Source organism: Nocardioides conyzicola (genome assembly GCF_039543825.1).
GTDB lineage: Bacteria > Actinomycetota > Actinomycetes > Propionibacteriales > Nocardioidaceae > Nocardioides > Nocardioides conyzicola.
Map to the genome: position 1 here is coordinate 1,962,768 of NZ_BAABKM010000002.1, position 20,409 is coordinate 1,983,176.

General features: G+C 71.1%; 17 protein-coding genes. 13 read left to right on the top strand and 4 right to left on the bottom strand.

The genetic code is table 11. The annotated features are described in order from the left end of the window. The first annotated feature begins 7 nt into the window (after positions 1-7). On the top strand, positions 8-1,375 hold the full coding sequence (locus ABEA34_RS12605; protein ID WP_345521636.1) for a CapA family protein: 1,368 nt from the start codon (positions 8-10) through the stop codon (positions 1,373-1,375). Here ABEA34_RS12605 and ABEA34_RS12610 read toward each other — a convergent pair. Further along, positions 1,350-2,318 carry a M28 family metallopeptidase gene (locus ABEA34_RS12610; RefSeq protein ID WP_345521637.1) on the bottom strand — a complete coding sequence of 323 codons (969 nt, stop codon included), beginning with the start codon at positions 2,316-2,318 and terminating at the stop codon, positions 1,350-1,352. The genes ABEA34_RS12605 and ABEA34_RS12610 overlap by 26 nt on opposite strands. Positions 2,319-2,368: 50 nt before the next feature. Between ABEA34_RS12610 and ABEA34_RS12615 the strand changes: the two genes are divergently transcribed. From ABEA34_RS12615 to ABEA34_RS12625, 3 genes are read left to right on the top strand one after another with little or no spacing between them, the layout of a single operon-like run. Continuing rightward, positions 2,369-3,253, top strand: coding sequence for an ABC transporter substrate-binding protein (locus ABEA34_RS12615; RefSeq protein WP_345521638.1), 885 nt, complete (start codon positions 2,369-2,371; stop codon positions 3,251-3,253). Continuing rightward, positions 3,250-4,098, top strand: coding sequence for an amino acid ABC transporter permease (locus ABEA34_RS12620; RefSeq protein WP_345521640.1), 849 nt, complete (start codon positions 3,250-3,252; stop codon positions 4,096-4,098). Before ABEA34_RS12615 ends, ABEA34_RS12620 begins: the two co-directional genes overlap by 4 nt. Next, entirely contained in the window at positions 4,095-4,832 is a 738-nt protein-coding gene (locus tag ABEA34_RS12625) for an amino acid ABC transporter ATP-binding protein (RefSeq protein ID WP_345521642.1), read from the top strand. The genes ABEA34_RS12620 and ABEA34_RS12625 overlap by 4 nt, the downstream gene beginning before the upstream one ends. Before the next feature lie 143 nt (positions 4,833-4,975). Here ABEA34_RS12625 and ABEA34_RS12630 read toward each other — a convergent pair whose 3' ends face one another. Further along, positions 4,976-5,950, bottom strand: coding sequence for a hypothetical protein (locus tag ABEA34_RS12630; RefSeq protein WP_345521644.1), 975 nt, complete (start codon positions 5,948-5,950; stop codon positions 4,976-4,978). A 147-nt stretch (positions 5,951-6,097) separates the two neighbouring features. On the opposite strand from ABEA34_RS12630, the gene ABEA34_RS12635 reads away from it, so the two are divergent. From ABEA34_RS12635 to ABEA34_RS12655, 5 genes are all read left to right on the top strand, one after another. Beyond that, positions 6,098-7,255 carry a CaiB/BaiF CoA transferase family protein gene (locus ABEA34_RS12635; RefSeq protein ID WP_345521646.1) on the top strand — a complete coding sequence of 386 codons (1,158 nt, stop codon included), beginning with the start codon at positions 6,098-6,100 and terminating at the stop codon, positions 7,253-7,255. 52 nt (positions 7,256-7,307) lie between these two features. After that, on the top strand, positions 7,308-8,759 hold the full coding sequence (locus ABEA34_RS12640) for a flavin-containing monooxygenase (protein ID WP_345521648.1): 1,452 nt from the start codon (positions 7,308-7,310) through the stop codon (positions 8,757-8,759). Positions 8,760-8,807: 48 nt separating this feature from the next. Next, a complete protein-coding gene (locus tag ABEA34_RS12645; protein ID WP_345521650.1) occupies positions 8,808-9,002 on the top strand; it encodes a CsbD family protein in 195 nt (64 codons plus the stop codon). A 220-nt stretch (positions 9,003-9,222) separates the two neighbouring features. Continuing rightward, positions 9,223-10,710, top strand: coding sequence for a DEAD/DEAH box helicase (locus ABEA34_RS12650; protein ID WP_345521651.1), 1,488 nt, complete (start codon positions 9,223-9,225; stop codon positions 10,708-10,710). Between the two features lie 84 nt (positions 10,711-10,794). Continuing rightward, complete coding sequence (locus ABEA34_RS12655; protein WP_345521652.1) at positions 10,795-11,391, top strand: CPBP family glutamic-type intramembrane protease; 597 nt, start codon at positions 10,795-10,797, stop codon at positions 11,389-11,391. Here ABEA34_RS12655 and ABEA34_RS12660 read toward each other — a convergent pair. Next, a complete protein-coding gene (locus tag ABEA34_RS12660) occupies positions 11,388-12,296 on the bottom strand; it encodes an NAD(P)H-binding protein (RefSeq protein WP_345521653.1) in 909 nt (302 codons plus the stop codon). The genes ABEA34_RS12655 and ABEA34_RS12660 overlap by 4 nt on opposite strands. Positions 12,297-12,324: 28 nt before the next feature. Further along, entirely contained in the window at positions 12,325-13,050 is a 726-nt protein-coding gene (locus tag ABEA34_RS12665) for a MerR family transcriptional regulator (protein WP_345521654.1), read from the bottom strand. A gap of 140 nt (positions 13,051-13,190) precedes the next feature. Between ABEA34_RS12665 and ABEA34_RS12670 the strand changes: the two genes are divergently transcribed. Genes ABEA34_RS12670 through ABEA34_RS12685 form a run of 4 tightly spaced genes read left to right on the top strand, consistent with a single transcriptional unit; the run spans position 13,191 to position 20,322 of the window. Beyond that, positions 13,191-14,402: an acetyl-CoA C-acetyltransferase gene (locus ABEA34_RS12670; RefSeq protein ID WP_345521655.1), complete on the top strand. Its 1,212-nt coding sequence runs from the start codon at positions 13,191-13,193 to the stop codon at positions 14,400-14,402. Between the two features lie 31 nt (positions 14,403-14,433). After that, the gene (locus ABEA34_RS12675) at positions 14,434-16,629 is read left to right on the top strand and encodes a 3-hydroxyacyl-CoA dehydrogenase NAD-binding domain-containing protein (RefSeq protein WP_345521656.1); all 2,196 of its coding nucleotides are present in this window, start codon (positions 14,434-14,436) and stop codon (positions 16,627-16,629) included. 12 nt (positions 16,630-16,641) lie between these two features. Next, positions 16,642-17,292 (top strand): histidine phosphatase family protein, encoded by a 651-nt coding sequence (locus ABEA34_RS12680; protein WP_345521657.1) that lies wholly within the window; start codon positions 16,642-16,644, stop codon positions 17,290-17,292. Positions 17,293-17,331: 39 nt separating this feature from the next. Continuing rightward, positions 17,332-20,322 carry a S8 family serine peptidase gene (locus tag ABEA34_RS12685; RefSeq protein ID WP_345521658.1) on the top strand — a complete coding sequence of 997 codons (2,991 nt, stop codon included), beginning with the start codon at positions 17,332-17,334 and terminating at the stop codon, positions 20,320-20,322. Positions 20,323-20,409: the final 87 nt, after the last annotated feature.

The following is a 20,409-nucleotide window of genomic DNA, read 5'->3' on the forward strand; positions in this document are numbered from 1 at the left end:
TGTCGGCATGAGGCGGCTCGGTGCGTGCGTGGTGGCGCTGGCGGGCCTCGCCACGGCTGCGTGCACGTCGGCCCCGGTGCTCGCGCCGCCACCGCGACCGACGCCGTCGTCGTCAGCCCCGGCACCGTCCTCGGGAGAGGACTCGTCGACCACCCGGCCGCTGGTGCTGGCGGTCAACGCCCGTCGGCCGCCACTCGCGCTGACCGAGGCGCAGGCCCGTCGGGTGCTGCGGGGCGCCGCGACCGACTGGCGCCAGCTCGGCCAGCCCAGCGGGCCGCTGCGCACCACCCACCGCACGGACCCGCTGGGCCACCTGCCGATGGACATGGTCGCGGTGACGGTCGCGGACGCGGTCGGCCCTGCCGTACGGGTGGCCACGGTCGGCGGGATCGACCCGCTGCGCGAGCCTGCGGCGTACCCCCTCCAGGTCCAGGGCCCCGCGCCCGGACCGGTCACGACGCTGACGGTCGTCGGCGACGTCATGCTCGGCCGGCGGGTGACCGGCTCGCCGCTGGCGCCGCTGGCCGCTCGCCTGGCGTCGGCCGACCTCACCGTCGGCAATCTGGAGAGCACGCTGGCCGAGCTCGGGCCGCCGCGGCAGGACCCGGTCACCGACTCGTTCTCCGCAGACCCGGGCGTGCGCGCCGACCTGCGCGCCGCGGGCTTCGACGCGGTCAGCCTGGCCAACAACCACACCGGCGACTTCGGCGCCGCGTCCCTGGTGCGGACCGTGGAGCTGCTCCGGGCGGGCGGCCTCGGGACGTTCGGCGCCGGTCGTGACCTGGCGCAGGCCCGCGAGCCGGAGGTGCTCGAGCGGCACGGCGTCCGCTTCGGGTTCCTCGGGTTCAACGCCATCGGCGAGACCCCCGAGGCCGCGCCGGGCCGGCCGGGGGCGCTCTCGGTCAGCATGCCGCCGCGCACCGGGCCGCTCGACCGGGGCGAGCTCGACCGCGTCCTCGCCGACGTACGCCGCCTCCAGCGCCGGGCGGACGTCGTGGTGGTGATGCCGCACTGGGGCACGCAGTACTCGCACCGGCCCGAGGCGATCCAGCACCAGGTCGCTCGCGAGCTCGCAGATGCCGGCGCGGACCTCGTCGTCGGCGGCCATCCGCACTGGGTGCAGGGTGCCGAGCAGATGGGCGGCACCCTGGTCGTCCACTCGCTCGGCAACTTCGTCTTCGACATGGACTTCATGTCCCAGACGATGGAGGGGCTGGTGCTGGAGGCGACGTTCTGGGGAGACCGGCTGATGGCGGCGGACTTCGTGCCCTACCGGCTCGGTCCCGACTTCGCGCCGCGGGTGGTGGCGCGGGACGAGGCGGCCGGCATCCTCGACCCCTTCTGGGACCTCAGCTCGCTCGCAGCCACGAGATGAGCAGGTCGCCGACGCGGCCCAGCTGAGCAGGGCTCACGACGGCGGGGACATCGGCCGCCGAGTGGTAGCCGGCGTACGGCGTGCTGCCGACCCGGGCCGCGAGGAAGCCGGCGTCGGCGAACGACTCGTGGTCGCTGGCCGAGTCGTGCTCGACGACCGTCGGGATCCCGAGGTCGTCGGCCACGTCCGCGAGCCGGTCGCGCAGCGCGGCCGGCGTCCCCCCGACGGACGACAGTGGCACCACGGTGCCGACGCCGACCCGGTCCAGCGAGACCATCGCGCGCAGGTTGATCCCGAGCTCGTCGGTCAGCTGCTCGACGTACGCCTTCGACCCGAAGTGGTGGAGGTCGCCGGGCCCGCGCGGCTCCTCGCCGCCGAAGGCGACCAGCACCACCTGGGGGAAGCCGCGGAGCACGTGGGCGAGCTCCAGGAGCACCGCGACGCCCGAGGCGTTGTCCTCGGCACCGGGTGCGACGGCGACGGTGTCGAGGTGCGCCCCGACGACGACGTACGGCGCGGTCGGGTCGAACCCGAGGCCGGTCGCGACCACGTTGCTCGACCTCCCGGCGCGGACCGGGACGCCCCACGAGTCACCGGCCGGCACCCGGAACGGCTGGCGGTGCACGGAGTAGCCCGTTGCGGCGAACCGCCCCTCGACGTACGTCGCGGCGCGACGGAAGCCCGGGCCGGTGGCGAGCCGGGGGCCGATCACGTCGGCGAGGTGGCGGACGGTGCGCATGGCCCGCTGCCCGCTGAACCGGGGCAGCAGCTCGAGGGTGCCGCTGTGCTGGGCCGGGGTCGCGCTGGGGGTGGGGGTGTGGGTCGCGCTCGTGGCCGATGGGGTGGTGGGTGCCGGTGGCGGTGGCGAGGACCCGCCGGGGTCGTCCGAGCAGCCCGCCCCGAGCACGAGGACTGTGACGCAGACGACCATCCAGCGGCGCATGGTGAGACCGTAGCCCGGCGGGGGGACGGCATCAGCCCTACGCTTCTCCCATGCGTGTACGTCGAACCCTGGCCGCCGTGGCCGTCCTGCCCCTCGCCCTCGCCGCAGTCGCCTGTGCCCCGGAGTCCGACGGCGGTTCGTCCGCCAAGGACCCGTCCGGATCGCCCGCCGCCACCGGCGACGCGTGCGCCACCGACGCCCTCGCGCTGCGGACGCCCGGCCAGCTGACGATCGGCACCGACTCCCCGGCGTACGAGCCGTGGTTCGTCGACAACGACCCGACCAACGGCAAGGGCTACGAGTCCGCCGTGGCGTACGCCGTCGCCGAGCAGCTCGGCTTCAGCAAGGACCAGGTGAAGTGGGTCAAGGTCCCCTTCAACTCGTCGTACAAGGCGGGTCCGAAGGACTTCGACTTCGACATCAACCAGATCTCGATCAGCGAGAAGCGCGCCCGGGCCGTCGACTTCTCCGACGGCTACTACGCCGCCGGCCAGGCCGTGCTCGCGCTGAAGGGCACCAAGGGCGCCGAGGCGAAGAGCCTCGCCGACCTCAAGGGGCTGCGCCTCGCGGCGCAGACCGGCACCACCTCGCTGACCGCGATCCGCGACGTGATCAAGCCGGACACCGACCCGGTGGTCTTCGAGGACACCAACGCCGCCAAGCAGGCGCTGCAGAACGACCAGGTCGACGCGATCGTGGCCGACGTCCCCACCGCCTTCTACATCTCGTCGGCGGAGATCGACAACAGCGTGCTGGTCGGGCAGTTCCAGCCCGAGGCCGGTGAGCAGGAGGAGTTCGGCCTGCTGTTCGAGAAGGGCAGCGAGCTCGTCCCGTGCGTCAACACCGCCCTGGGGGCGCTTCAGGACGACGGCACGATCGCCCAGCTCGAGCAGCAGTGGCTCTCCGACGCCGTGGACGTTCCCGTCCTCCAGTGAGCGACTGGACGCCGAGCCAGCACGAGCTCGAACGCCGGCGGCTGCGTCGGCAGCTGCGGACGCGGTCGGTCGCGATCGCGACGGTGATGACGGTCGTCGTCTTCGTCGCGCTCGGCCTCGGGATCACGGGGTCGCCGGGCTGGGCGTCGGTCAAGGAGCTGTTCTTCAGCCGGGCCGACGCGCGCGAGGCGCTGCCCGACATCTGGAGCGCCCTCTGGCTCAACATCAAGATGTTCCTCATCGCCGAGGCCTTCATCCTGGTCTTCGCGATGCTGATCGCCCTGGCCCGGGTGAGCCGGTCCCCGTGGCTGACGCCGCTGCGGCTGGTCGCCGTCGCCTACACCGACGTCGTCCGCGGGATCCCGACGATCCTGCTGGTCTACCTGCTCGCGTTCGGCATGCCGGCGCTGCGGCTGCAGGGGACGCCCAACAGTGCGTTCTTCTGGGCGACGGTCGCGCTGATCATCTCCTACAGCGCGTACGTCGCCGAGGTCTTCCGCTCCGGCATCCAGGCGGTGCACCCGTCGCAGTGGGCGAGCGCCGAGGCGCTGGGGCTGTCGCGTCCCCAGACGCTGCGGCACGTCGTCGTACCCCAGGCCGTGCGCCGCGTCGTACCCCCGCTCCTCAACGACTTCGTGTCCCTGCAGAAGGACACCGCCCTGGCGTCGGCGGCCGGTGTGTTCGAGGCCGTCTTCGTCGCGCGCGACTACGGCAACTACAACTTCAACTACACGCCGCTGGTCGTCGTGTCCTGCTTCTTCATCGTGCTGACCGTGCCGCTGGCGCGGCTGTGCGACGGGCTGACCGCGCGGATGCGGCGCCGCGAGCTGGCGGGTGCCTTGTGAGCGCGCTGCTCGAGGTCTCCGGCCTGCGCAAGTCGTACGGCGAGCGCCTCGTCCTCGACGACGTCTCGCTGACCGTCGAGCCGCACGACGTGATCTGCCTGATCGGCTCGTCGGGCTCGGGCAAGTCGACGCTGCTGCGCTGCCTGAACCTGCTCGAGGAGATCGACGACGGGATCATCACCTTCGACGGCCGCGACATCTCCGACCCGCGGGTCGACGCCCGCGAGGTCCGGTCGCGGATCGGCATGGTCTTCCAGGCCTACAACCTCTTCCCGCACCTCTCGGTCCTCGACAACTGCACGCTCGCCCCGCGCAAGGTCCACGGCGTACGACGAGCGGAGGCGGAGGCCCGGGCGCTCTCGCTGCTGGAGAAGTTCGGCCTCGCCGAGCACGCGACCAAGCACCCCGACCGGCTGTCCGGCGGCCAGCAGCAGCGCGCCGCCCTGGTCCGCGCGCTCTGCACGAACCCCACACTCCTGCTCCTCGACGAGATCACCGCCGCCCTCGACCCCGAGCTCGTCGGCGAGGTGCTGGCGATCGTGCGGGCCGAGGCCGAGGCCGGCATGACGATGGTGATCGCCACCCACGAGATGGCCTTCGCCCGCGACGTCGCCACCTCCGTCTGCTTCCTCGACCAGGGCCGGATCCTCGAGCAGGGCCCGCCCGCCGAGATCTTCAGCGCCCCGCGCGAGGAGCGGACCCGGGAGTTCCTGCGGCGGGTGCTGCCGGCCTGATTGCGCGGGGCAGCGGTGAGTGGGCAACCGTTTTCGCGGCCCGCCCTGTCTTGAACGGTTGCTGGCTCACCGCTGCCCGGGGGTGACGCGAGCGGCGGTGAGTGGGCAACCGTTTTCGCGGGTCATCGGTGCTGGAATGGTTGCTAGCTCACCGCTCCCCGCGGGGCCGAGCGGCGGATCCGGTCACGCCGTGGCCCGACCGCGGCGGAGACCGACCCGAAGAGCAGCTCCCACTGCGTCCCGAATGTCGGCGGCGGCCCGTCGTACCCACCCTTGAGGAGAGTGCGGTAGACCTCGCCGACCAGGATCTTCGGTCGGGCGATGCGTTCCTTGGTGACCTGCACGTACTGCTGATCCCCAGAGCGGAACAGCGCGTAGCGGTCGAGGTCCGCGTTGTACTGCTCGCGGTCCTCCTGATGGTGGCTTCCTTCGTACTCGACGACGGTCCGCCAGGCCGCGTAGACGAGGTCGCCGATGAGAGTGACCTCCTCGCCGACCGGGACCGCGACGTTGACCTCGGGGTTCGCGAGCCCGGCGAAGGTGAGGATGGGTCGGAGCTCGCTCTCCTTGAAGGACCGCGACCGCCCGTCCAGGTGCTCGAGGATCCAGAGCGCCTCGTCGGCACCGTGTCGCCACAGTCCGCTCAGCGCGAGGGCGCGGATCGCGGCGGCGTCGGTGTGTCCGTGGTGCAGGAGCCAGTCACCGACCTTGATCGCGTCGATGACGCGCGCGTGCGCACAGTAGGAGAGGTACGCCGCTGCCACCGTCACCCCGACCTGATCGGTTGGCGGCAGCCGTTTGGTGCGGTGGAGGAAGACTCCGTCGAGGTCGAGATGCAGGTCTCCCTGCACGACGAAGCGGATCGGGCGTCGTGGGCCGAAGTCGAGGCCGAGCTGCTGGAGGCGGGTGATCCCCGTGAGCCGAGCCCCCTCCGGCAGGGCGAGCCGGGCGGCGCTGATCCAGTCGTCCGCGGTCATCTCATGGTCGGCGTGCCGCCACACGCCGTGGTGGATGCGAACGAAACGCCTGCCCTGCAACATGCGGGAGGTGATGCCCGCACTCAAGGCGTCGGTGCGGGTGAAGGGGCCGTGCTGGAGCCGGGGCGGGATCGGGTGCATGCCAGCAGTGCACGTTCGGATGGGCCGACGGGGTCCCCGCTGACGCTGCGGCTGTGGATGGACCTGCGTGGACGGTGCCTGTGGATGTGGCGTGGCCCGAACCCGGACGACCCCAACCGTGACACCACTTCTGTCATGATGCGGGACATGACGTACGAGCTCGGACAAGGCACTGGCCCGCTCAAGGGCGTGAAGGTCGTGGAGATCGCCGGGATCGGACCCGGACCGCACGCGTGCATGATCCTGGCGGACCTCGGGGCGGACGTGATCCGCATCGAGCGACCGGGCGGGCAGGCGCTCGCGGGCGGGGCGACGATGCTGCTCAACCGCGGCCGGCCGAGCGTGGCGCTCAACCTCAAGGACCCGCAGGCCGTGGCGACCGTGCTCGAGCTGGTGCGGACGGCCGACGTGGTCATCGAGGGGATGCGGCCGGGGGTGACCGAGCGCCTCGGCCTCGGCCCCGAGGACTGCCAGGCGGTCAACCCCAAGATCGTCTACGGGCGGATGACCGGCTGGGGCCAGGACGGGCCGCTGGCGCAGGCGGCCGGGCACGACATGAACTACATCGCCATCACCGGTGCGCTGCAGATGATGGGTCAGGACAAGGCCCGCCCGCACTTCCCGAGCAACCTCGTCGGGGACTTCGGCGGCGGCTCGACGTACCTCGTCATCGGCATCCTCGCCGCCCTCCTCGAGGCGAAGGTGAGCGGCCAGGGGCAGGTCATCGACGCCGCGATCGTGGACGGTACGGCGCACCTCAACGCGATGACAGCGGCCTTCCTCGCCAGCGGCGGCTACCACGAGGAGCGCGCCAGCAACCTGCTCGACGGCGGCGTCCCGTTCTACGACATCTACGAGACCTCGGACGGCAAGCACATGTCGGTCGGGTCGCTCGAGCCGCAGTTCTTCGACGCGCTCGTCACCCTCCTCGGCGTCAAGGACACCTGCCCCGGCCAGGGCGAGCCGCAGCGGTACGACGAGATGCGGCAGATCTTCACCGACACCTTCAGGAGCCGGACGCAGGCCGAGTGGATCGAGGTCTTCGAGGGCACGGACGCCTGCGTCGCCGGGATCATCCCCTTCACCGAGGCCGTCGAGCACCCGCACCTCACGGCCCGTGGCACCTTCGTCGAGCGCGACGGCATGGTCCAGCCCGTCCCGGCCCCCCGTTTCTCCCGCACCGAGCCGAGCCTGTCGCTGCCGCCGTCGAAGGCGGCCGGCGAGCACACCCGCGAGGCCCTCGCCGCCTGGGGGATCACCGACATCGACGAGCTGATCGACAGCGGCGTCGCCGTCCAGACCTGACGGCCTCGTCGAGCCCTATGCCTGTTGACAGATATTCAGTAGGGTTCGTCGCATGAGCACCGAGCACCCCGTCGAGCACCTGGACGTCCTGATCATCGGAGCAGGCCTCTCGGGGATCGGCGCCGCCTGCCAGCTGCGCGAGCGGCAGCCCCGCCGGACCGTCGCCGTGCTCGAGAGCCGCGAGGTCAGCGGCGGCACCTGGGACCTGTTCCGCTACCCGGGCATCCGCTCCGACTCGGACATGTACACCTTCGGCTACCGGTGGCGGCCCTGGCGCAACGAGCGCGCGCTCGCCGACGGCGACGCGATCCTCGACTACCTGCGCCAGGTCGCCGGCGAGTACGGCGTGGACCGGCTGATCCGCTACCGCCACCGGGTCGTCGGTGCGAGCTGGGACAGCGACACGGCGCGCTGGACCGTGCGGTCGCAGACGCCGGACGGCGAGGTGACGCTGACCGCGAGCTTCCTGTGGAACTGCGGCGGCTACTACGACTACGACCAGGGCTACACGCCGCAGTTCCCCGGCCTCGACGACTTCCGGGGCCAGGTCATCCACCCGCAGCACTGGCCCGAGGACCTCGACTACACGGGCAAGAGGGTCGTCGTCATCGGGTCCGGCGCGACCGCGGTCACGCTGGTGCCCGCGATGGTCGCCGGCGGAGCCGGTCACGTGACCATGCTGCAGCGCTCCCCGACGTACGTCCTGTCGATGCCGGGCAAGGACCCGCTCGCCCAGAGGCTCGAGCGGCTCCCCGAGAAGGTCCGCTACCCCATCCTGCGATGGAAGAGCATCCTGGTCTCGGTCGGGCTCTACCAGCTCAGCCGCTGGAAGCCCGACGTGCTGCGCGGCTTCATCCGCAAGAACACCATCCGGCAGCTCCCGCCCGAGGTCGACGTCGACGTCCACTTCAAGCCGACGTACGACCCCTGGGACCAGCGGCTCTGCCTGGTGCCCGACGGCGACCTCTTCCGCGCGCTCCGCAAGGGCAGCGCCTCGGTCGTCACCGACACCATCGAGACCTTCACCGACACGGGCATCCGCCTGACCTCGGGCGAGGAGCTCGAGGCCGACATCATCGTGACCGCGACCGGGTTGCAGCTGCTCGCCCTCAACGCGCCCCTGGAGGTCGACGGCAGGCCGGTCGAGCTGCCGGAGACCATGGCCTACAAGGCGATGATGCTCAGCGGCATCCCCAACTTCGCCTTCACCATCGGCTACACCAACGCGTCGTGGACCCTCAAGGCCGACCTCGTCTCCGACTACGTCTGCCGCCTGCTGGACCACCTGGACCGCCACGGCCTGCGTACGGCGACGCCGCGCCCGGACCCCACGGTCGGCCAGCGGCCGCTGATGGACTTCTCGGCCGGCTACGTGCTCCGCGCCCTCGACGAGCTGCCCAAGCAGGGCGACCGGGCGCCGTGGCAGCTGAAGCAGAACTACCTGACCGACGTCCGCAAGATCCGCCGCGACCCCATCGACGACGGTGTCCTGACGTTTGCCTGACGGCACGATGGGTCACCCCTCCTGGGTCGGACTACCAAGGAGGCAGACATGGGTCTGAAGGACAAGGCAGAGAACAAGGTCGAGAACCTCAAGGGCCAGGGCAAGGAGTCGGCTGGCAAGGCCACCGGCAACGAGCAGCTCGAGGCCGAGGGCAAGGGCGACCAGGCGTCGTCCAAGGTCAAGGACGCCGGCGAGAAGGTCAAGGACGCCGTCGGCGACATCAAGGACGGCCTGACCAAGTAGTCAGACGTACCCAGGATCACACCGCGTCGATGCGGGTCTGACGGGCTGCTGCGTCTACAGTTGTCGAAGCAGCCCGTTCAGTCTTGCCTCGGGCTTCGGCCGATCTCTTCCGAGATCGAGCCCCTCACCTTGTGAGGCAGCTTCTCCGCTCTTCGCCCAACGGCGAGGTTCAGCTTGGCGAGACACGCCAACAGTGAGTGATCTTCTCTTGTCTACTGCAGTGTCTGCTGCGGGCTTCACCGACCTCGGTGTCCCCGCCCCCCTTGCCGCCGTCCTCAGCGACCTCGGCATCACCTCCCCGACTCCCATCCAGGCCGCCACACTGCCCGACTCCCTCGCGGGTCGCGACGTGCTCGGCCGCGGCCGCACCGGCTCCGGCAAGACGTACGCGTTCCTGCTGCCGCTGGTCGCCCGCCTCACCGCCTCCGGCAAGCAGGCTCAGTCGCGCAAGCCGCGTGCGCTGATCATGGCCCCGACGCGTGAGCTCGTGAACCAGATCAACGAGGCCCTCAAGCCGCTGGCCAAGACCGCCAACCTCACGACCGTGACCGTCTTCGGCGGCGTCGGCCAGAACCCGCAGGTCAACGGCCTGCGCAAGGGCATCGACATCGTCCTCGCCTGCCCCGGCCGGCTCGAGGACCTGATGGGCCAGGGTCACGTCGACCTGAGCCAGGTCGAGATCACGATCCTGGACGAGGCCGACCACATGGCCGACCTCGGCTTCCTGCCCGGCGTACGCCGGATCATGGACACCACGCCCCGCACCGGCCAGCGCCTGCTCTTCTCGGCCACGCTCGACAAGGCGATCGACGTGCTGGTCAAGCGATTCCTGCAGAACCCGGTCACGCACCAGGCCGACTCGGCGCAGTCGCCGATCTCGACCATGGACCACCACGTCCTGCACCTGTCCCGCGACCAGCGCGTGTCGGTCCTCACCGACCTGACCAGCGCCCCGGGCCGCACCGTCGTCTTCACCCGTACCAAGCACGGCGCCAAGGCGCTGACCCGCCAGCTCAACAGCAACGGTGTCCCCACCGTCGAGCTGCACGGCAACCTGAGCCAGAACGCTCGCACGCGCAACATGGAGGCCTTCCACTCCGGCAAGGCCACCACGCTGGTCGCGACCGACATCGCGGCGCGCGGCATCCACGTCGATGACGTGGCCCTCGTCGTGCACGCCGACCCGCCGGTCGAGCACAAGGCCTACCTGCACCGCTCCGGCCGTACGGCGCGCGCGGGTGCCAAGGGCACCGTCATCACCCTGATGACCGACGACCAGGTGCGCGACGTGCGCGACCTGACCCGGGCCGCGGGCATCAAGCCCACGACCACCAAGATCAACGGCGCCAGCCACCCGCTGCTCGCGGAGCTCGCTCCCGGCGAGCGGTCGCTGCCCGGTGGCCTCGTCACCGAGGCGACCTTCGAGGGCAACCGCAACGGCGGTGGCGGCGGTGGCCGTCGCTCCGGCGGTGGCGGTGGCGGTGGCGGTCGTCGCTCCGGTGGCGGCGGTGGTCGCTCCGGCGGCGCCCCCAAGTCCGGTGGCGCCAAGTCGGGCGGCGCGCCCAAGTCGGGTGGCGCCAGGTCCGGCGGCCAGCGCAAGGCCGGTGCCGGCAAGTCCGGCGGGGCCGGTCGCAGCTACACGACCTCGACGCCGTCCGGCGGCGGCAAGTCCGGCCACAGCAGCGCGTCCTTCAGCTCCGGCCGCTGATCGTCCCCTTCGTGGTCGAGGTCACCGAGGTGCGGGGTGTGCGAACGCCCCCTACCGGGGACATCGACCACGAGGGGTGATCGGATGTCGACAGCAGTACGCCAGGCCGTGACGGTCGGCTTCCTGGCGCTCGGCACCGTGCTGCTCGGGATCTCCTTCCGGATCGAGCCCGGCAGCGCCTGGTTCTACCCCTCCGCCCTCGCGCTCGCCGCGACCTGGGCCGTCGGCGCGTTCGCCAGCGGCCCGGTGCCGCTCGGCAAGCGGGGCCCGGTGCTCCCGCTGCTCGTCGGCGCGGGACTGGCCGGCGTCTTCGTGCTGGGAGCGCTCGTCGTGCGGGAGATCCCGCTGCTCGAGGACCAGGTCGCCGCGGTCACGGCGTACGCCGTCCGCGGGTCGGGCCCGCTCGTCTTCGCGGTCACGCTCCTGACCGGTGCCGGCGAGGAGCTCTTCTTCCGGGGCGCGGTCTACGCGCGCGTGCCGGAGCGCCCGGTCATCGGCAGCACCCTCGTCTACGCGCTCGTCACCGTCGCGACCGGCAACGCGGCGCTGGTGCTGGCCGCCGCGCTCCTCGGCCTGGTGGTCGGGCTCGTGCGGCAGCGGTCGGGCGGCGTGCTGGCACCGGCGATCACCCACATGACCTGGTCGCTGGTCATGCTGCTGGCGCTGCCGGCCTTGTTCTAGCCCTCGGCCACCGCGCGCCGCACGGCCTCGACGTAGGTGAGCGGCTCGCCGGGCACGACGTCGCGGATCGAGTGGTCGGTCACGATCACCTCGGTGCCCATGGACTCGATCAGGTTGCGCCCGGTCGTGGCGTCGACGTCGGTGACGAAGGACAGCCAGCGCGCCGACAGCTTCGGCGTGAGCACCGGCACCGTCAGGATCGGGACCCGCTTGCCCTGGATGACCTCGCTGGCCTGCTGCAGCATCTCGACGTAGCTGAGCTGGTCGGGGCCGCCGATCTCGTAGGTCTGGCCGAAGGCCTTGTCGAGACCCACGACGCCCGCCAGGTAGCGGACGACGTCGTCGAGGGCGATCGGCTGGGTCCGGGTGGCGGCCCACTTCGGGACCACCATCGCCGGCAGGTGCTTGACGAGCTGGCGGGTCATCTCCCACGAGATGCCGCCGGCGCCGACCACGATCGCCGCGCGCAGCACCGTCACCGGGACGCCCGACTCGCCGAGGAGCCGCTCGACCTCGCGGCGCGAACGCAGGTGTGGCGACAGGTCGTCGCCGTCCTTGCCGAGTCCGCCCAGGAACACGATCTGGCGTACGCCGCAGGCCGCGGCCGCCAGGCCGAAGGCACGGGCCGCGTCCGCGTCGCGCTCCTCGAAGTCGTCGTCGTCCAGGGCGTGCACGAGGTAGACCGCGACGTCGACGCCGTCGAGAGGTGCGGCCAGCGTGCCCGGGTCGCTGACGTCGCCCCCGACGGCCTCGCCCGGCCCGTCGTACGTCTCGGGGTGGCGGGTCATCGCCCGCACGTGGAGCCCGCGGTCGATCAGCTCGGGGACGAGCCGACTCCCGACGAACCCGGTTGCTCCGGTGACGAGAACGACGCTCTGCTCAGGGGATGGGGACACACCTGACATGTACCCAGGCTAGGCCCGTTGATGTCGGCTACCGGGCCCGGCGGGCGATGTCCTCGCGGCGGGTCTCGTCCATGGCCGCCTCGTACGCCGAGACCAGGCTGGCGATCGACAGCGGCTTGAGCCGTTCGACGACCTCGCGCAGGGTGTCGGCGTCCGCGCCGGCCTCCCGGTAGACCGGCCAGACCATGGTGCGGAAGAGCTCGTTGAGCTCCTTGGCGAGCTGGCGGCCGTGCGACGCGTAGACCTCGGCGGCGGCGAGCGCGGCCTCGAGAGGGAAGCCGAGGTCGAGCAGGCCTAGGCCCACCGAGAGCTGGGAGACCGCCACCTCGTAGCGGCCCCGTCGGGCAGGGAAGACGATGCCGAGCGCGGACAGGGTCGTCAGGTCCTCGTCGGAGAGGCTGCGGCCCGCCCGGGTGTCGAGCTCGGCCCGCGACATCTCGACGGGCAGGTCGGCCTGCCAGGGCGCGAGCATCGTGCGGTGCAGGGCGATGTCCTGGGGCGTGGCGTCGGCAGGGATGCGGGCGACGTACTTCTCGATCGCGGACAGCGTGAAGCCGTGGGCCTGCAGCTCCTGGACCAGCTCGAGCCGCGCCACGTGGTCGGGGCTGTAGTAGCCGGACCGTCCGCGCCGGATCGGCGGCGGCACCAGGCCCTTGGTCGTGTAGAAGCGGATGTTGCGCACGCTCATGCCGACCCGCGTGGTCAGCTCGTCGAGCGTCAGCAGCTCCCGCAGTGACTCGCCGCTGTCGTTCATGGCACTCCTTGCTCCATCCCCCGGGCGGCCCGTGACCTGCGCCACACGACCCACCGCCTTGACGGTGACAGTAATAGTGTCACAATCGAGCGCACAGGCTCGTATCGCACAGAGTTCCACTGATCATGGAGTAGGACGACATGGCTGAAGCATTCGTGTACGACCACATTCGGACGCCGCGCGGCAAGGGCAAGGCGGCAGGGACGCTGCACGAGGTGAAGCCGGTCGACCTGATCGTCGGTCTCCTCGACGAGATCCAGGTCCGCAACCCCACCCTCGACCCGGAGCGCGTCGACGACGTCGTGCTCGGCGTGGTCTCGCCGATCGGCGAGCAGGGTGGCGACATCGCCAAGACCGCGGCGCTCAAGGCCGGCTACCCCGACACCGTCGCGGGCGTGCAGCTCAACCGCTTCTGCGCCTCCGGCCTGGAGGCGGTCAACCAGGCCGCGTCGCGGGTCCGCGGTGGCTTCGAGGACCTGATCTTCGCCGGCGGCGTCGAGTCGATGAGCCGCGTGGCCATGGGCTCCGACGGCGGCGCCTGGGCCTCCGACCCGGCCACCGCCTTCCAGGCCGGCTTCGTGCCGCAGGGCATCGGCGCCGACCTGATCGCCACGATCGAGGGCTGGAGCCGCGACGACGTCGACGCGTACGCCGCGGAGTCGCACCACCGCGCCGCGAAGGCCTGGGCCAACGGCTACTTCTCCGACGCCGTGGTCCCGGTGCGCGACCTCAACGGCCTGACGATCCTCGACCACGACGAGACGATCCGTCCCGACACCAGCCCCGAGGGCCTGGCCGGGCTGAAGCCCAGCTTCGCCGGCATCGGCGCCGACGCGGGCTTCGACGACGTGGCGCTCGAGAAGTACCACTGGGTCGAGCGGATCAACCACGTGCACCACGCCGGCAACTCGTCCGGGATCGTCGACGGCGCCGCGCTGATGGCGATCGGCACCGAGGAGATCGGCAGCCAGCTCGGCCTGACCCCGCGGGCGCGCATCATCGCCACCGCGGTCTCTGGTGCCGACCCGACGATCATGCTGACCGGTCCCGCGCCGGCCGCCCGCAAGGCGCTCGCCCGCGCGGGTCTCGAGGTGTCGGACATCGACCTCTTCGAGATCAACGAGGCGTTCGCCGCCGTGGCCATGCGTTTCATGCGCGACCTGGACATCAGCCACGAGATCACCAACGTCAACGGCGGCGCGATCGCGATGGGTCACCCGCTCGGCGCGACCGGCGCGATGATCCTCGGCACCCTGGTCGACGAGCTCCAGCGGCGCGACCTGCGCCGTGGCCTCGCCACGCTCTGCGTCGGCGGTGGCATGGGCATCGCCACCATCGTCGAGCTCGTCTGACCGCCTTCCGGCTTCGAAGAACAGGACTTTCATGAGCACCAGCACCACGGAACAGACCGCGGTCCAGTACGACCGCGACGCCGACGGCATCGTCACGCTGACCCTCGACGACCCGACCGCCAGCGCCAACACGATGAACGAGCTCTACCTCGAGTCGATGGCCGCGGCGGTCCAGCGGCTGTACGACGAGCAGGACGACGTCACGGGTGTCGTCATCGCCAGCGCGAAGAAGACCTTCTTCGCCGGCGGCAACCTCAAGAACATGGTGACCGCGACCAAGGACGACGCCGGGTCCGTCTTCGCCATGGGCGAGGCCGTGAAGGCCGGGCTGCGCAAGCTCGAGAAGTTCCCGAAGCCCGTCGTGGCCGCGATCAACGGCGCCGCCCTCGGCGGTGGCTTCGAGATCTGCCTGGCCACCAACCACCGGATCGCGGTCGACGACGACAAGGTGCTCATCGGCCTGCCCGAGTCGACCCTCGGTCTGCTGCCCGGCGGCGGCGGTGTGACCCGCGTCGTCCGCCTCCTCGGTCTGCAGCAGGGCCTGATGGACGTGCTGCTGCCCGGCACGCAGTTCAAGCCGAGCGCCGCGAAGGAGAAGGGCCTGGTCGACGAGCTGGTCGCGACCCGCGAGGAGCTGGTCCCGGCCGCGAAGGCGTGGATCAAGGCCAACCCCGACGAGTCGCAGAACCCGTGGGACAAGCCCGGCTACAAGATGCCCGGCGGCAACCCGAAGTCCCCCGCGATCGCGGCGTTCCTGCCGGCGTTCCCGGCCCTGCTGCGCAAGCAGACCAAGGGTGCGCTCTACCAGGCGCCGCGGGCGATCCTGTCCGCCGCGGTCGAGGGCGCGTCGGTCGACTTCGAGACCGCCTCGCGCATCGAGTCGCGCTACCTGACCAACCTGATCGTCAACCAGGGCTCGAAGAACATGATCCAGGCGTTCTTCTTCGACCTGCAGGCGATCAACGCCGGCAAGCTGCGCCCGCAGGGCATCGAGCCCTACAAGGCGGTCAAGGTCGGCGTCCTGGGCGCCGGCATGATGGGCGCCGGCATCGCCTACTCCTGTGCCCGTGCGGGCATGGAGGTCGTGCTCAAGGACGTCAGCGCCGAGGGCGCGGCCAAGGGCAAGGCCTACTCCGAGTCCCTCAACGCCAAGGCCGTCTCGCGCGGCAAGCTCACCGAGGAGAAGTCGCAGGCGCTGCTCGACCGCATCACGCCGACCGCCGACCCGGCCGACCTGGCCGGCTGCGACCTGGTGATCGAGGCGGTCTTCGAGGACCCGGCCCTCAAGCAGCAGGTCTTCGCCGAGATCGCGCCGTACGTCAACGCGGACGCGCTGCTCTGCAGCAACACCTCGACCCTGCCGATCACCGAGCTCGCGACCGGCGTGGACCGCCCGGCCGACTTCATCGGTCTGCACTTCTTCTCCCCGGTGGACAAGATGCCGCTGGTCGAGATCATCAAGGGCAAGGAGACCTCGGACGTCGCCCTCGCCAAGGCGTACGACGTGGTGCAGCAGATCCGCAAGACCCCGATCGTCGTCAACGACAGCCGTGGCTTCTACACCTCGCGCGTCATCGGCACGATGGTCAACGAGGGCCTGGCGATGCTCGCCGAGGGCGTGCACCCGGTCAGCATCGAGCGCGCCGGCACCCAGGACGGCTACCCGGTCGGCCCGCTCCAGCTCAGCGACGAGCTGAACATGGAGCTGATGGCCAAGATCGGCAAGGCGAGCAAGGACGCGGTCGAGCGCGACGGCGGCACCTACACGCCGCACCCGGGCGAGGCGGTTGTCGCGAAGATGATCGAGATCGGTCGTCCGTCGCGGCTCAAGGGCGCGGGCTTCTACGAGTACGTCGACGGCAAGCGCACCGGCGTCTGGTCGGGCCTGGCCGAGACCTTCCCGGTCGCCGCCGAGTCGATCCCGTTCGCCGACATCAAGGACCGGCTCCTCTTCGTCGAGGCGATCGAGACCGCGAAGTGCTTCGAGGAGGGCGTCATCGAGTCGGCCGCCGCGGCCAACATCGGCTCGATCATGGGCATCGGCTTCCCGGCGCTGACCGGCGGGGCCGCCCAGTTCATGACCGGCTACGAGAACGCCGAGGGCCAGATCGGCCTCGGTGCCTTCGTCGCCCGTGCCGACGAGCTCGCCGAGAAGTACGGCGACCGGTTCCGCCCGACGGCGTACCTGCGCGACCTGGCCGCCTCCGGCGGCTCGTTCCCCGCGTAACCGCCCGCCGCTGTGGGGGTCCTGCTGCTGGTCCGGCACGGTCAGGCGTCGTTCGGCACCGCCGACTACGACGTCCTGTCCGAGACCGGCTGGGAGCAGGGCCGCCTGCTGGGCGGGTGGCTGCGCGAGCGCGGCGCGGCCCCGACCGCGGTCGTCCGCGGTGGGATGCGCCGCCACCGGGAGACCGCCGAGGTGGCGGGGTGGAGCGCCGAGGTCGACGCCGGCTGGGACGAGTTCGACCACCTGAGCGTGGTCGCGTCGGACCCGGACGCACCGGCCGGCGACCTCGACCGCCGCGCGTTCCAGCGGGCCTTCGAGCTCGCGACCGCGCGCTGGACCTCCGGCGGGCACGACGACGACTACGCCGAGCCGTGGCCGGCGTTCCGGGCCCGGGTCGACGCATCGTTCGCGGCCGCCTGCGCCCGAGCGGGGACGGGGGAGACCGCTCTGGTCGTGACGTCGGGGGGCCCGATCGCGGCGGTGTGCGCGCGCCTGGTGGACCCGGACGCCGATGACGCGACCTTCGCCCGGCTGTGGGGACGCTTCAACACCGTGCTGATCAACTCGTCCGTGAGCCGGGTCGTCGTGGGCCCGAGCGGACCCCGGCTGCTCACCTTCAACGAGCACCCCCATCTCGAAGGCGACGTCCTCACCTACCGCTGACCCCTTGACTAGACCACTTTTGTGACCTTGGGTGATGCGGTGACGTTCTCTGGGTGGGCATCGGCCAACAGTTCACGATCGCGCCGGATCCTCGGCGCCGTATCGACGGGTGCGGTCCTGGCCGCCCTGCTCGCGGGGGTGCCCCTCGAGTCGGCGTCCGCCGCGACCGGCGGCAGCTCGCCGGGTGTGACCCTGAAGGCCGGCCGGTACGTCGTCATGCTCCGCGAGCCGTCGGCGACCGGGGCCAGCACGGGGACGACCTTCAACGCCCGCTCGCAGCGGGTGACGGCCTACCGCACGCACCTGCGGCAGACGCACGCCAGCATCGCCAAGCAGTACGGCACCAAGCCGGTCATGGACTTCACGGCCGCGACCAACGGCTTCGTCGCCGACCTCACGAAGGCGCAGGCGCTCGACCTGTCGACCGACAAGCGGGTGCTGCTGCTGGAGAAGTCGCAGACGCTCAAGCTCGACACCTGGCACACGCCGAAGTTCCTCGGCCTGACCGGCAAGAACGGTGCGTGGACCAAGCACGGCGGCGCGAAGAAGGCCGGCGCCGGTGTGGTCGTCGCCGACCTGGACAGCGGCATCTGGCCGGAGTCGAAGTCGTTCGCCGGCGAGAAGCTCACGAAGAAGGCCAAGACGCCCTGGGACATCAAGCGCCGGGGCACCTCGACCCGGATGGAGAAGGCCGACGGCAGCCTCTTCCGCGGTGAGTGCGTGATCGCCGAGAAGTGGGACCGCGACGACTGCAACACCAAGATCATCAGCGCCCGCTACTACGGCGACAGCTTCTTCCAGTCGGTCCCGCCGGCCGACCTCGCCGCCACCGAGAACGTGTCCCCGCGTGACGGCGGGGGCCACGGCACGCACACGGCGAGCACCGCTGCCGGTGACCCGGTCAAGAACGTGACGACCGAGAAGCGGAAGTTCGGCACGGTCATGGGCATGGCCCCGGCCGCCCGGCTGGCCGTCTACAAGGTGTGCTGGGAGGCGGCCGACCCCGACAAGAGCGGCTGCAACAACGCCGACTCCATCGCGGCGATCGACCAGGCCGTGATCGACGGTGCCGACGTCCTCAACTTCTCCATCGGTGGCGGGGCCAGCCCGACCCTCGACGGCGTCGAGCTCGCCTTCGAGGGCGCGGCCGAGGCCGGCATCTTCGTCTCGGCGTCCGCCGGCAACTCCGGACCCGGCGCCTCGACCCTCGACCACCCGTCCCCGTGGCTGACCACGGTGGCCGCGTCGACGGCGTACAACTACGAGAACACGGTCGTGCTCGGCAACGGCAAGAAGCTCGTCGGCGCCTCCATCGCCACCAAGCCCGTCAAGAAGACCAAGGTCGTCGACGCCGCGAAGTCGGCGGCCGCCGGGGTCGACGCCGACGAGGCCGCGCTCTGCGCCCCGGACTCGCTGGACACGGCGAAGGTGAACGGCAAGATCGTGGTCTGCCTGCGCGGCGTCTACGACCGCGTCGCCAAGAGCGCCGAGGTCAAGCGGGCCGGCGGCAAGGCCCTGATCCTGATCAACCCCTCGGAGAACAGCCTCGACGCCGACTTCCACGCGGTGCCGACGATCCACCTCCCCAACACGGACCAGAAGGCGGTGTTCAACTACCTCGCCGCCGCGGGCGGCAAGGCGACCGCGTCGTTCGTGATCGGCAACCAGACGAAGACGAAGACGCCGCTGCCGCAGGTGGCCGCGTTCTCCTCGCGCGGCCCGACCCTGGTGTCGGAGGGTGACCTGCTCAAGCCGGACATCTCGGCGCCCGGCGTCAGCATCCTCGCTGCGGTCGCGCCGCCGTCGAACTCGAACCGCAAGTACGACCTCTACTCCGGTACGTCGATGGCGGCACCGCACATCACCGGTCTCGCCGCCTTCATGCAGGGCGTGCACCCGAGCTGGACGCCGATGGAGATCAAGTCGGCGATGATGACGACCGCGGTGCCGACGAAGAACGAGAAGGGCAAGGCGTCCCGCGACGCGCTCGCCCAGGGCGCGGGCCAGGTGACGCCCCGCAAGTTCTTCGACCCGGGCCTCTTCGTGACCTCGGACGCCGCGCAGTGGCGGGGGTTCATCACCGAGCAGGGGATCGACACCGGCGTACCGGCGCTGGAGCCCAAGCAGGTCAACCAGCCGTCGATGGCCGACGGCGCGGTGACGGCGACGACGTCGTTCCGTCGCACCTTCCGGTCGACGCGCGCCGGCACGTGGAGCATCAAGTCCGACGTGCCGGGCTTCAAGGTGGCGACCACGCCGAAGAAGCTGCGTGCGGACCGGCGCGGCGACCTCGTCGACGTGAAGTTCACCTTCACGCGGACCAACGCCAAGCTCGGCAGCTACAGTCAGGGAGCCGTGACGCTGAGCGGTCCCACCTCGGTCCGGCTGCCGGTCGCGCTCAAGCCGGTCGCCGTGGCCGCCCCCACCGAGGTCACGGGTTCGGGCACCACGGGGTCGGTCACCGTCCCGCTGACCGCCGGCTTCACCGGCGACCTCGACGTCACGGCCCACGGTCTGGCGAAGTCCACCACCGTCACGGACAGTGTCGCCGCCGGCGCCGCGGACTTCCAGTGCGTGACGGTGACCCCGGGCACCAAGCTGGCGAAGTTCGAGGCCGACGCCGCCGACGCGGACGCGGACATCGACGTCTTCGTCCTCGCCGCCTCGACGTGCGACACGACGGACCCGAACGGGCAGTTCAGCCTCGTGGGCCAGTCGGCGACCGCGTCGGGTGACGAGGCCGTGACGCTGCTCAATCCCGATGCCGGCACCTACGTCATCGAGGTCGACGGCTTCTCGGCCGGCTCGTCGGGCAGCCCGATCGCCTACGACTTCGACTTCTGGGACATCGATGCCGCGGCCACGGCCGGGAACCTCACGCCCACGCCCGACCCGGTCCCGGTGCAGGCGAACAAGAAGACATCGGTGAAGGTGGACTGGACCGGGCTCGACCCGGCGTCGCACTACCTGGGCTACCTGGCGTACGCCGGCTCGCCCGACCTCACGATGCTGGACGTCACGACGCCGTAGCCGACGTCGCACCGAGGTCCCGGCGACGTGGTCGCCGGGACCTCGGCATGTCCGCACCCGGCCGTTGCATACGTGGTATACATACCC